The sequence below is a fragment of the Actinomadura sp. NBRC 104412 genome (genome assembly GCF_030269515.1).
In the GTDB taxonomy this organism is placed as follows: domain Bacteria; phylum Actinomycetota; class Actinomycetes; order Streptosporangiales; family Streptosporangiaceae; genus Spirillospora.
The window spans coordinates 46,814-59,324 of sequence record NZ_BSTM01000021.1; the positions used below are offsets into that span (position 1 = coordinate 46,814).

Annotated in this window: 12 protein-coding genes; 10 read left to right on the forward strand and 2 right to left on the reverse strand. The window is 71.3% G+C overall.

The genetic code is table 11. The annotated features are described in order from the left end of the window. Positions 1-5 precede the first annotated feature (5 nt). The 8 genes from eccB (at position 6) to QSK21_RS24185 (ending at position 8,035) form a co-directional block, all read left to right on the forward strand. Positions 6-1,412 carry a type VII secretion protein EccB gene (gene eccB / locus QSK21_RS24150; protein ID WP_285699105.1) on the forward strand — a complete coding sequence of 469 codons (1,407 nt, stop codon included), beginning with the start codon at positions 6-8 and terminating at the stop codon, positions 1,410-1,412. 289 nt (positions 1,413-1,701) lie between these two features. Further along, positions 1,702-2,022, forward strand: coding sequence for a WXG100 family type VII secretion target (locus QSK21_RS24155; protein WP_285699106.1), 321 nt, complete (start codon positions 1,702-1,704; stop codon positions 2,020-2,022). 44 nt (positions 2,023-2,066) lie between these two features. Further along, entirely contained in the window at positions 2,067-2,354 is a 288-nt protein-coding gene (locus QSK21_RS24160; protein ID WP_285699107.1) for a WXG100 family type VII secretion target, read from the forward strand. A 201-nt stretch (positions 2,355-2,555) separates the two neighbouring features. Then, entirely contained in the window at positions 2,556-2,912 is a 357-nt protein-coding gene (locus QSK21_RS24165) for a DUF2563 family protein (protein WP_502871596.1), read from the forward strand. 37 nt (positions 2,913-2,949) lie between these two features. Further along, positions 2,950-4,206 (forward strand): hypothetical protein, encoded by a 1,257-nt coding sequence (locus QSK21_RS24170; protein WP_285699109.1) that lies wholly within the window; start codon positions 2,950-2,952, stop codon positions 4,204-4,206. Positions 4,207-4,357: 151 nt separating this feature from the next. After that, positions 4,358-5,698 carry a S8 family serine peptidase gene (locus tag QSK21_RS24175; RefSeq protein ID WP_285699110.1) on the forward strand — a complete coding sequence of 447 codons (1,341 nt, stop codon included), beginning with the start codon at positions 4,358-4,360 and terminating at the stop codon, positions 5,696-5,698. Between the two features lie 589 nt (positions 5,699-6,287). Further along, positions 6,288-7,577: a CpaE/TadZ family protein gene (locus QSK21_RS24180; RefSeq protein ID WP_285699111.1), complete on the forward strand. Its 1,290-nt coding sequence runs from the start codon at positions 6,288-6,290 to the stop codon at positions 7,575-7,577. Continuing rightward, positions 7,574-8,035 (forward strand): hypothetical protein, encoded by a 462-nt coding sequence (locus tag QSK21_RS24185; protein WP_285699112.1) that lies wholly within the window; start codon positions 7,574-7,576, stop codon positions 8,033-8,035. Before QSK21_RS24180 ends, QSK21_RS24185 begins: the two co-directional genes overlap by 4 nt. Positions 8,036-8,144: 109 nt before the next feature. Here QSK21_RS24185 and QSK21_RS24190 read toward each other — a convergent pair whose 3' ends face one another. Continuing rightward, on the reverse strand, positions 8,145-8,969 hold the full coding sequence (locus QSK21_RS24190; protein WP_285699114.1) for a hypothetical protein: 825 nt from the start codon (positions 8,967-8,969) through the stop codon (positions 8,145-8,147). 323 nt (positions 8,970-9,292) lie between these two features. Here QSK21_RS24190 and QSK21_RS24195 point away from each other — a divergent pair, with 323 nt between their 5' ends. Continuing rightward, entirely contained in the window at positions 9,293-9,982 is a 690-nt protein-coding gene (locus QSK21_RS24195; protein ID WP_285699157.1) for a hypothetical protein, read from the forward strand. Between the two features lie 28 nt (positions 9,983-10,010). Here the strand turns inward: QSK21_RS24195 and QSK21_RS24200 are convergent, their stop codons facing one another. After that, the gene (locus QSK21_RS24200) at positions 10,011-10,970 is read right to left on the reverse strand and encodes a DUF6177 family protein (RefSeq protein WP_285699159.1); all 960 of its coding nucleotides are present in this window, start codon (positions 10,968-10,970) and stop codon (positions 10,011-10,013) included. A 596-nt stretch (positions 10,971-11,566) separates the two neighbouring features. Between QSK21_RS24200 and QSK21_RS24205 the strand changes: the two genes are divergently transcribed. Continuing rightward, positions 11,567-12,499, forward strand: a complete 933-nt coding sequence (locus tag QSK21_RS24205; protein ID WP_285699161.1) for a glycosyltransferase — start codon at positions 11,567-11,569, stop codon at positions 12,497-12,499. The last annotated feature ends 12 nt before the right edge of the window (positions 12,500-12,511 follow it).

Consider the following 12,511-nt stretch of genomic DNA (forward strand, 5'->3'; position numbering starts at 1 on the left):
TCGCCATGCAGACACGCAAGGACCTGCTGCAAGCCCACCGGCTGATGACCCAGCGGGCCTCGCTGGCGCTGATCACCGGAGAGCCCGACAACCCCGAGCTGCCGCTGCGCAGGATGAACATCGGCGCGTTCAGCGGCATCATGATCGCGATTCTGGTGTGCGCGGCCTTCGGCATCTTCGGCATCATCCGTCCCGGCGGCGCGACGGGGCTGGAGAAGCCCGGCATGCTGCTGGTCGAGAAGGAGACCGGCGCCCGGTACATCTGGTGCGAGGGCAAGCTGTGCCCGGTCGCCAACTACGTCTCGGCGAGGCTCGTCGCGGGCAAGGACTCCAAGAGCCGCCGCACCGTCTCCACCAACTCCCTCAGCAAGTTCGAGCGCGGGCCGCTGATCGGCATCCAGGGCGCGCCCAACACCCTGCCCGAGCCCAAGAAGCTGACGAAGGGTCCCTGGTCGGTGTGCGTGCGCGCGGTGACGACCACCTCGGCCGGGCGCCAGTCCCTGGTGACGCTCCTGGCGGGACGGCGGGTCGGGGGCACCCCGCTGCGCAACGACCAGGCGGTCGTCGTCCAGGCGGACGGTCAGAACTGGTTGCTGTGGCGCAACATGCGGATGCGGATGCCGCAGTACGCGCTGCCCACGCTCGGCGGGACGCCGGTCGGCATCTCCGGCAAGTGGCTCGACTCGGTGTCGCAGGGTCCCGACTACGCGGCGCCGCCGATCGCCGGGCTGGGACAGCCCGCGCAGGGGCCGCTCGGTCCGGGACGGGTCGGCCAGGTCTTCGCCGTGAACACCTCCTCCGGCAACGCCGCCGCGTACGTGCTGCTCGCCGACGGGCTGGCGCCGATCACCACGATCCAGCGGGACCTGCTCGTCGCCGACCCGCGTACCCGCGTCGCGTACGGCAACCAGCAGGTCCAGGCGATCCCCGTGGACGCGGGCCGGGTGAACTCCACGCCGCAGTCGCGGCAGCAGGTGCGGGACGCGCGGCTGGACGGCAGGGCGCCGGCGATGGCCCCGTACCAGGAGAGCAGCGCGCTGTGCGCGGTCTACGACGACCCGACCGGCAACTCCGACGCCAAGCTGGCGATCGGAGGGACGCTGCCGTCCCCGCCCGGCGGGCCGCAACCGGTGGGCGCGGACCAGTTGGTGTTCCCGCCCGGCAGCGCGGCGCTGGCCGGGCGGGTGCCGAGCCCCGGAAAGGCCAACGAGGTCAACACGTATTACCTAGTGGCCGAGGGCAAGCGGTTCCCGATCAAGGACGCTCAGGCGGCGGAGAGCCTCGGGTACGCGCTGCCGGGGAACGCCTCGAAGGTCCCGGCCGGCGTTCTGGACCTGATCGCTCAGGGACCGGTGCTCGATCCGGCCGCCGTGTCGACCACCGTTCCGTTGAATGCTCAATCAGCGAACTGATCAGGATTTTTCGGATCCGGCCGAACCAAGTCTGATCAACGATCGTCCAACGAACTGTGAAAGGAGAGGGTGCGAGAAGTGGGGCGTCCTGCCCTCCGGTAAGGGGATGGACACCCTACGATCAAGACCGTACTCTGGTGGATACTCTGCGGCGCGCGACCCCCCGCTCAAGATCAGCCACAGGGGCTTTCGTGCTGCCGAAACCCGGGGGCATACGGCGCGACGACCCGGGCGCCTCTGCCCGCACGATCTCCCGCGGGTCCTGACAACCAGTCACTGGAGGTGACGGATGGGACAGCAGTCTGCCGTCGACAGAGCAGCGATGCAGCAGGCGGCCAACGACGTGGACGCGTCGGCCAACATCATCAAGGGTCTCCAGACCCAGCTCGAGGGACACAAGAACCAGGTCCGCTCGATGTGGGAAGGTAACGCCTCCATGGCGTTCGAGCAGGTGTTCGCCCGCTTCAACGAGGACTTCACCAAGGTGCTGAGGGCCCTTGAGGGAATGCACGAGAGCCTGGTCCAGACGAAGATCACCTACGAGTCCAAGGAAGAGATGTCCGAGCAGGCCGTGAACAAGGTGCAGGCCCTGCTCAACGGCCGTACCTGACACCCACCCCCGCCCGGTGATCGACTCTGGATCGAAGGAGAGAGATGAGCTACACAAGGGCCAACTTCGGTGGCCTCACCGAGGGTGAGGCCCAGTTCAGCCAGGCCGCCCGCGCCCTCATGGACGAGCTGAACGACCTGGAGGGCAAGCTGCGCACCAAGCTCAACCAGTGGGAGGGCTCGGCGCAGGAGGCTTACTGGGTCTACCAGAAGCAGTGGGACGCCGCCGCCAAGGACATGCAGAACGTCGTCGCCCAGCTCGGGCTGGCGATCCGTGACGCGAACGAGAACTACCAGCAGGCCGAACGGTCGAACGCCGGCATCTGGGGCTGAAGCCCCGTATGGGACCCGGGCGAGGCCGGCGTGACCGCACACGGGCTTCCTGGGCGGCCAACGGGCCCTGGTCACCTGGTCGACCAGGGCCCGGCCCGGTCCGGTTCCCCGGACGAACGCATGATGTGCCGTCCTGACTTGTGGTGACGGCCGATGGGGATGAATCAGCCGGCGGAATGCCGGCAGGAGGTGTGAAAAGACGTGGGGCACCCCAGAAATCTGCCGCCGCTTGGCACCAGAGAAGTCAGGATCGATCACGACACGCTCAAAGATATCGCGCGCATTCTGCGTGCTGACATGAACAACCTGCACGACGGCCGGTGGAAGGAGAAGATCGACGACTCCTTCCCTCCGGTCGAGGCCATGGGTGACTACACGGCGGGCAGGTCACTGCACCAGACGATCAGGAACGCCAGGGACCAGATCGGGAATACGCACCAGTCGTTCGTCCAGGCGTACGAGGCAGTGATCACCGCTTTGGAGAATTCGGAGCAGAACTACCGCGACGCCGACGACAACTCTGCGGCCGGCGTCCGTAACCGTGCGAGGCTCGACTGATGTCGCAGGCGGTTGACAAGAGAGGGTGTGATCGCGAATGAGTCCTCCATCCCCGCCGCCCCCACCGCCCGGTTCCCTTGGGAGCGGGCAGATCCGGCAGAGCCAGATCACCACGGGCGACGAGGGCGTCTCCGGCTGGACGAACAAGATCCAGGTCTGGGAAGACCATTACGAGGATCTCAAGCGGATCGTCGACGGCATGAAGCCGGAGAAGCTCGCCACCGCCGCCAACACGTACGGCAGCCTGGCCTCCCGCATGGAGACGACCATCAACCTGCTGTACCGGCAGGCCGAGCGGATGATCGACGCATGGGGGAGCGAAGACGCCGCCCGCAAGGCCCTGGACAACATGAACAAGGCGTACCGCCAGGCCATCGAGATCCAGGAGACCAGCAGGCAGAGTCAGACGGCGCTCAACAACCACAAGAACAAGCAGACCCAGTGGAAGCAGCAGTACGGAACGGGCGGAGCCAACGACGACTGGGTGCATGAGGTCTCGGTGTGGGCGAACCGCGCCCTGAGCGTCACCGGCCTCGGTGGCGCCGCCGTCTCCGCATTCCTCGGCAACAACGCGCAGGCCGAGGACGTGCTGCAGCAGATCAACCAGGGCACGGTTGAGACGAACGACCAGTTCCCCCAGGAAATCCGGGTGGACATGCCGTCGACGACCAACATCGATACGCCTTGGCCGCCGTCTCCGCCTCCCGGACGGCCTCCGGGGAGCCCCGAGATGCCCGGCGGCGGCTCGCCTCCCGGCGGCATGCCGGACACCGGCGGTCTTCCCGGCGGCTCTCCGCCCGGTACCAACCCCGGTGACATTCCGGGTCCGGGTGGCGGGCCGGGTGGCGGCCCTGGCGGCGGTCCCAACGGCCCGGGAAGCATCGGCGACCCGCCCGGCGGTCCGGGCTTCCCCGGCGGCCCGGGTGGCGGCCCCGGCAGCGACCTGGCGAGCCTGCCCGGTGGCGGCCTGGGCGGTGGCGGCCTGGGTGGCGGTCCCGGTGGCGGCCTCGGCGGTGGCGCACCCGGCGGTCTGCCGGGCGGTGCCCCGGGCGGTGGTCCCGGCGGCGTACCGGCCGGTGCGGGCCTCGGCGGCGCCGGCGGAGCCTTCCCCGGCGGCGGAGCCTTCGGCCGCGGCGGCATGGGCGCCGGAGGCATGCCGATGGGCGGCATGCCGATGGGCGCGGGCGCCGGTGGACGCGGCAACGACGAGGAGCACGAGCGTTCGACCTGGCTGACCGAGGACGAGGACGTCTGGGGCGGTGACGACGAGACCGCCCCGCCGGTGATCGGGTGAGTTTTCAGGCGGGTTGACCGATTGTGGCGGCATGGGACAAGGCTGCGTAATACGCTGACTCTCCCATGTCGCCACTTGTGCGAGTTGGATTGCGAGGACGCTGATGCGACGGTGGAGCCGAGCGGCGGTCAGCGCTGGTCTGGCCGTCCTGATGATCGGAGCGACGGCCTCTCCCGGCGCCGCCGCCGCGCGGAAACCGCATCCCGCCCAATGGTGGTTCGGCATCTGGGACGTCGAGAAGAGCCTGTGGCCGCATGGCAAGGGGCGGGGCGTCACGGTGGCGGTCATCGACACCGGCGTCCAGGCCAGCCTTCCGGACCTGTCCGGCGCGGTCCTGCCCGGCGCGGACTTCCAGACCGGTGGTGGCGGCGACGCCCGCACGGACAACAAGAGCTTCTCCGATGGCGGCCACGGTACCCGCATGGCCACGCTGATCGCCTCACGCGGAACCGGCACGGGTTTGCTCGGCGTCGCGCCGGAGGCGAAGATCCTGCCGGTCGTGGGCCAGTCGAGCGCGGCGTTCACCAAGGGGATCCGCTTCGCGGCCGACCGCGGCGCCAAGGTCATCAACCTGTCCCAGGCCGCGCCGGGGCCGTGCCCCGCCGACATGCAGGCGGCGATCGCCCACGCCATCAGGAAGGACGCGGTCGTCGTCGCGGGCGCGGGCAACGACGGCAACGGCGCCAACGCGTCCAACAACCCCGCGAACTGTGTCGGCGTCCTGGCGGTCGGCGCGGCGGACATCACTCCCAAGCCGTGGGTGCAGACCCAGCGTCAGCCGTACGTCAAGGTGGCCGGTCCTGGTGTGCTGGCGTCCGGTGTCTCCGCCGACGGCACCCTCAACTTCAACAAGGCGGGCACGAGCCAGGCGGCCGCGCTGACCTCGGGCGTCGTGGCGCTGATCCGGTCGGCGCACCCCGAGTGGTCCAACCGGGAGGTCGTTCGCCAACTGGTCGCGTCCGCGAAGGACATCGGTCCCAAGGGCAAGGACGACCAGACCGGGTACGGCTTCACCCGGCCCTATCGCATCTTCGAGGGGATGATTCCGAAGAGCACCCCCAACCCGGTGTTCGAGGAGTACGACCGGTGGGCGGCCACGCATAAGGAGGAGGCGGATCCGCAGAACGCCGCCGGCGGCGGGGCCCGTGACGACAAGCCGCTGACGGACTGGACGGGCCTGTTCGGCATGCTCGGGATGCTGCTCGTCGTGGTCCTGGCCATCCTGTTCGCGCTCTACAAGACCCGCAGGTCCAAGCCGGCCGCCGCAGGTCCGGTGGGGCCGGTGCCGGGAGCGCCGCCGACGTTCGGCACGGGTCCCTATCCCGGGCCCGGGCAGCCGCCGCAACCGGGCTCGGGCGCGTACCCGTCCCAGGGCATGGAGGGCCGCCAGCAGTCGGCGCCCCCGGGGCAACGGCCACGCTTCGAGCCGCCCCTCCAGGAGGGCTACCCGCCGCAGACCCACCAGGACATTCCGCAGCAGCCTCCGCAGTAGCAGGGCCTGGCTCCGCCGAGCTTGGTCAGCGCGCCCCCGGGGCGTGCCTCTCCGCCTGCGCCGGTCGGCGCACTGTCCGCGGGTGCCCGCATGGGCGTCTCCATGGTGTCGGCCGGGATCCGTTACGGCCCTTTGATCCTCGCGTTGCGATCTCTCGGGGGTTGGCGGTGCGGGGTGGCCGGGAGTCTCGTACGCTGGCGGCGGAGAAAGGAGGCAGGTGTCCGAGTCGGGTTGGCAGCAGAGCGTGTTGCGGGAGCTCGGTGCGTCTCAGCGGGGACTGGCGGCCCTTGAGCCGTCCTCGCCGCCCTTGAGGCGAGAACCGTGGGATGTGGACTCTCCCACGGAGGAGGCGCGTCCGGAGCCCGTTCCCGCTACCTCGCCGTCGACGGACTCGCATACCGCTGACGCGGTGCCACCTCCCCCGCCTCCTCCACCCCAGCCAGCTCCATCCCCGCCACCTCCTCCTGTGGCCTCCACGCCGGAGCGTCAGTCGACGGCTGCGGCCTCGGTCGTCCCGCCGCCGCCCCCTCCTCCCCCTCCGCCGCCGGTCGTGGAATCGCCGGTCCCGGAGCCGTCGCCTGCCCCGCCCGTGCTGGAACAGCCCGTGGCGTCCGCGTCTGCTTCTGCTTCTGCGTCCGCCTCTGCGTCCGCTTCGGAGGCGCGGCCTCAGCAGCGCGAGGGTGTCGTTCCCCCTCCGCCCCCACCGCCGCCGTTCCACGGTGGACAGGACGCGGGCGACCGGCAGCAGACCGGGGCGCAGGCGGCGCAGGAGCAGGCGCCCGAGTTCCCGTCGGTGGTCCGGCCCGAGACCGGCGCGTTCGGTGCGTCCCTGGCGTTCGGGGTGCTGGCGGGCGTGGAACCGGACGAGGAGTACGACCCGGCCACGGCGACGCAGGAGCCCGCCCAGCCGGCGCAGCCCAACCAGCAGTACCCGCAGGCGTCGGTCGGCCAGCCCGTCGCCGGGCAGTCGCGGCCTCCCGCCGAGGACCTGGTGCGCAAGGTCCGGCATGGCGACCCGTTCGTACGGCGGATGGGCCGTGGCGTGCGCAAGGCCGTCGGTGGCGGCGGCGCGCAGAACGCTCAGCAGCAGGCGGCGTTCGCCGAGCTCATGCGGCAGTCGGTGCCGAGCTGCCGGCAACTGGCGGTCGCGTCGGTACGCGGCGGCGCGGGCAAGACGACGATGGCCGCTCTGGTGGCGACCGAGCTGGCGCGGCACCGCGCCGACCGGGTCCTGGCGGCCGACGCCGACGCCGAGCTGGGGTCGCTGCCGCTGCGCTTGGGCGTGCACGCGGAGCGGTCGTTGTTCGACCTGGCGAACACGCATCCGCGGACGTTCGAGGAGGCCGCGCAGTTCCTCTCGCGGACGGCGGACGGGCTGTGGGTGATGTCGTCCACCCGGGGAGGCCGGATCGCCGGGGAGTTCACGCTGAGCACCTTCCAGACGGCGCTGGGCGCGGTGACTCGGTACCTGTCGGCCGTTGTGATCGACTGCGGCGCGGGCATCCTGACCGAGCTCAACCGGGGCATCCTCAAGTCGTCGCACGGCCTGGTCCTGGTCACGCCCGGCACGGTGGACGGCGCGCTCAGCGCGCGCGGCGCCCTGGAATGGTTCGCCGGCAACAACCAGCAGGACCTGCTGCCCCGCACGGTCATCGCGATGGTCTCGCACGCCCAGCAGGTGGGCGCCGACCTGGACCGGGCGCAGCAGATGCTCACGGCTTGGGGGCTGCCCGTGGTGCACGTCCCCTACGACCGGCACGCCGCCACCGGCAGCGCGCTGGACATGACGATGGTCGGCGCGAACACCCGGTCGGCCGTGAACAGGATCGTGCACGAGGTGTTCGCCCGTTCGCTGTCGGTTCCCGGGGCGTCCCGATGAGCCAGGATCTGATCGCGCTGGTGCGCCGGCGCCCGGATGTGCACGCCGTGGCGGACGGCCTGGTCGCCATGGGTGAGCCGCTGGAGCTGCGCGGTGGGGAGCCCGAGGCGACCCGGCTGTACGACGGTGACGGCCGTCTGCTGGTGTCCATCGAGGACCCGGTGCAGGTCACGCTGCAAAGCGAGATCGCGCGGCTGCTGGGTCCCGAGTTCGCGTCCCGGGTCGGCACGCCCGTGTGGTGGGTGGAGGTCAGGGCGGTCGGGGACATGCCCGACGCGATCCGTGTCGCCCGCAGGTTCACCGACGCGCTCGTGCACTACGTGGGTGGTACGAGCTTCCCCGATGGACGTCCCGACGTCCCGGCGCTGAGCTGGCGCGCGTCCGACGCGTCCGATCGGAGCGGGGGACTGCCGGGGCCGGGCGAGCCGCCCGTGCCCGGCGGGGTCATCGGCGGCTGACCGGAAGCCGGGGGCTCCCGTAGGGGGCGGTCTGCACGACGAAAGCCTCCGCCGCGGCCGACCGGCCGCAACGGAGGCATGGGGTCGTGAGCTTGAGGGTCGGCCGGGTTCAGGTGGTGAAGCGCAGCGTGTTGGTGACCTCGACGCCGAGCTCTCCGGCGGTCTGGTAGACGGAGCCGGTGCGGTCGCCGACCGAGCCGCCCCTGGCCCAGTACGACTGCGCGTAGATCACCTGGTTGTCCAGCGTCCAGGTACGGGTCCAGTACGCGGGCTCCTGGTTCAGCTGCGGCATCCCGCTGCTGGTGGCCGGCTTGAGCAGCTTGGGCCAGCCCTTGGAGTAGGTGGCGCTGAGGACGCTGTTCGCCGCGGACGAGCTGGACAGCTTCATCACGGAGATGACGGTGACGATGTTGCGCGTCGGGCTGGCGTACACCGCGGAGTAGAGCTGGTCGGTGCACGGGTAGGTGCGCAGCCGCGTCAGCAGGACGCTGTTGGCCCGCGCGATGCAGGAGTCGGTGCGGGTGCCCACCCGGGTGAACGTGTTGCCGCGCGCCGTCGTGATGGTCGACTTCAGCACACCCGCGGGAGAGCCGCCGGAGCCGACGGTCGTGTCGTCGGTGGGCGTCGTGGACGGCGCAGAAGGCGGGGTCCAGGTGGGGGTGGGCAGGGCGGAGCGGTACGAGGGGTCGTCATCGCCGCCCCTGAGCACCACGAAGGCGCCGACGCCGACCAGGGCGAGCACCAGCACGGCCCCGATGACCAGCACCGGGACGAGCGCGCCGCCGCCTCCGCGCCGGGGTGGCGGGGGCGGGAAGGGGCCGGGCGGGCCACCGGGCATGGGGGGCGGGCCCGCGTGCATCGGAGGCGGAGGGGCAGGGGCACCGTACGGCGGCTGGCCGATCGGGGGCTGGCCGGGCCACTGAGGTGGGTTCATCGGGTGCTCCAAGGGAGGTCGCGCGTCGAGGGGTCGCTGAGGAGATCAGGTCAGGTTATGGCACCCAGGCGCCCGGTCCATGGTGATTTCCGTGGATACCGTGGTCACAGTGGACCAAGTCGGGGTCGTATCTGCTTGCCCGCGATCGACGTGGGTCGTCAGCATGCCATGCAGTTTTGGATGCTTCGTTCGGGCCTGGGGTTCCCGGTGGAAGCGTTCGCGTTCCCGGCGGGTGCGGGAGTTATCGGGGTGAGCGCCGGTATCGGCCGGTAATGTGCCGCTCAGTGATTCCGCGCTCACGGAGGCGTCATGGACGCCCACGGATGAGGATGGCCCCGATCGGTGCGGGGCTGGTGGTGGTGTGCCTGATCGGCGTGGTCGCCGCCGCTGCCAGGGTGACGTTGGGCGGCGGTTCGGACGGTGACAGGACGGGCGCCGAATCCCCGAGACCGCCGGCGTCCACCCGTCCCGTACCGACACGGCAGGCGCCCGGCCGTCCCTCCGCACCGCCGCCTGGGGCGGGGCCGTGGCAGCCGGACGTCGGGAAGGGCTTCTTCACACCGACCGTGCTGACCAGCCGCGGCGCGTACCGCGCGTCCCGGTACTGGACGAGAAGCTGCGTCCGGGACGCGAAGCCGAAGCTCGCGGCGCTCGTCCGCAGGACGCCGTGTAGCGGTGCGCTGCTGGGCGCCCTCTACCGCAGTCCCGACGGCAGGGTGTACGTGCAGATGACCGCCATGCGGTTCGCGACTCCCGGGGACGCCGCGCGCATCTCCCAGGCCATCAGCGGCGATGTCGCGCCGCGGCTTCACGTCCCGTACCGGAACGAGCCCGCGCATTGGTGGTCGGCGTCGCACGCGGGGCATCACGTGCTGATCCGGCAGTCGTTCATTCCCAGGGCACGCGAGCCGGGGCCGCGCGGTGGCCCGGCGCAGACGTACGGCGACACGCTGATCCGCAGGTTCCAGGCGATCCTGACCGGCCTCTACGCCGCAAGGCCCCGGCAGGGCTGAGCGACCGGACCACCGAACGGGAGGCCGCTCACACGGGGGAGGGAGCGGCCGACCTGAGGTGTTCGAGCAGCATCCGGTGTCGCTGCCAGCCATCGGGGGAGCGCCCGTCACCGAGAGGGAAGAAGGTGAGCGGTGTCTGCGGGGGCCCGACCTGCTGTCCGGGCAGCCCGGCCGGGCCGCTGACGGTGCCGCTGACGGCCATCGCCAGCGGGCCGGGGGCACCGGTCCAGCGGGGCTCGGTGGTGAGGTCGCTGCGGCCGGGGATCAGCTGGGCGAACAGCGACAGGATCGGCTGCTCGGTGGCCAGCGCCCCGACCAGCGAGGGCAGATGCTGAAAGGGCGGTGGATCCTGCGGGGCGTAGCCGACCGTGGCGGTGCCGACCTCGAAGACAGCGCCGCCGCCCGTCTCGGAGAACTCGCAGATGGCCTGGGCGGGACGTGGCCCGTCGCCGATCACCAGCAGCCGGGCGCCGTCGCGGGCGCGGGCGTACTCGGTGAGCAGCTCGGACTGCCACTGGTGCGCCAGCGGCTCGGAGGGCCCCCAGCCCGCGGGCGCCTTGCCGGTGAGGAGCTTGAGCAGCCGTTCGATGGGGCCGCCGAGGTCGCCGTTGGCGCCGTGCCGCATCTGGTAGGTGAGGCTGAGCTGGGAGCCGACCGGGGCGGTGGGGCGGCTGGTGAAGCCGGGCGCGTAGTCGCGGGCCTCGGGGACGGGCACGAACGTGGCGCCGTTCCAGTAGAGAGGACGCCCGGTCAGGCCCTCGTAGAAGCCACCGTCACCGTCGCGTACGACCCACTGCAGGCCGGGACCCGCCGCGGCGGCGCGCAGCGGCAAGGACAGCCGCGCGTCCAGCGGGCTGACCAGTTGCAGGGTCCGGCCGGACGAGGCGCAGTCGGCCAGCGCCTCGGAGATCCATCCGGTCAGCGCGATGACCGGGCGGTCCTGCAGCACGACCATCGCCTGGTCGGTCAGTACGTCTACGGTGCTCATCCTCATCCGAGTCTAGTCCCGTTCGGGGACCGACCCGGCTCCCGGAGCGCAGCGGAGGGAGCCGGGTCGGTCGGTCTTTCCGGGGGGTGTGGGGGGTCGTCCCCCCACGATGATTCGCCCGGTCCCCGAAGCGGAGCGCCAGCGGAGCGGAGGGGATTGGGTCGGTCGGTCTTTCCGGGGGGTGTGGGGGGTCGTCCCCCCACAATGATTCGGCCGGCTCCCGGAGCGCAGCGGAGGGAGCCGGGCCGGTCTGTTTTTTCGGGTGCGGGGGGTCGCCCCTCCACGATGATCCGCCCGGCTCCCGAAGCGGAGTGGAGGGGGAGCCGCGGGGATGTCTCGCGCGCCGTGGGCGGCTTCCGCCCCGTCTCTGCTGGAATGTTACGAACGTGGCTCTTGGTGGCCTCACACCGGCCGAGCTGGGAAGATCAGGTCGTGCGCGTCACGCCCCCCGCCGCGGCCGGATGAACGCCCCCGCCCGTTCGCGGCGACGCTCAACCATCGGGGCCACTCGCGCGTCACAGATACGGCGTCACAAACCGGTGGTGCCCGAGACCTCGGAGCCATACCCCGCCCCGGGCTCCACGAGAGTGGGACGCATGCGCGACGAACCGTTCGCCCTACTCATGACCGTGTACGGCGGTGACCGTGAGGATCATCTTCGGGCGGCGTACGCGAGCGCGGTCCACGAGCAGTCGTTGCGCCCGGACCAGGTGATCCTGGTCCAGGACGGTCCCGTCCCCGAAGAGCTGGAGCGCGGTCTGGCCGAACTGGTCGACGGCAGCCCGGTCGAGGTCACCTTCGTCCGCCTTGAGCGCAACCGCGGTCTCGGCCCCGCGCTCGACGCGGGTCTTCAGGCCAGCCGGCACGACATCGTGGCCCGCATGGACGCCGACGACATCGCGATGCCGCACCGCTTCGAGGTGCAGGTGCCGCTGGTCGGCGCGGGCGCCGACCTGGTGGGCGCGGGCCTGCTGGAGTTCGGCACGGACATCACCGACATCGTGGGCCGGCGCGTCCCGCCCAGCGACCCGGAGGACATCGCCCGCTACTCCCGCCTGCACGACCCGTTCAACCATCCGACCGTCGTCTACCGCCGCAGCGCGGTGATGGCGGCCGGCGGCTACGGCGATCTGCCGCTGATGGAGGACTACTGGCTGTTCGCCCGCATGATCGCCAATGGCGCGCGGGTGGTGAACGTCGCGGAGCCGCTGGTCTACTACCGGGTCGGCGACGGCGCCTACGAGCGCCGTGGCGGCCGCGACCTGCTCCGCTCGGAGCTGCGGCTGCAACGCGAGATGCTTCGCGAGGGGTTCATCTCCCAGCCCCAGTACCTGCGCAACGTCGTGGTCCGCGGCGGCTACCGCCTCGTCCCCACCATGATCCGCCGCCCGGTCTACCGCTGGGTGGTGGCCCCCTACGGCGCCCGCCGCAACCGCTCCCGCGGCACGGACACCGCGGCGCCGTCGACCTCGGCGCAAACCGTCGCCGGTCCCGATCCCACCTCGCAACCGTCGGCACGCCCGAGCTGACCGGCCGTCCCG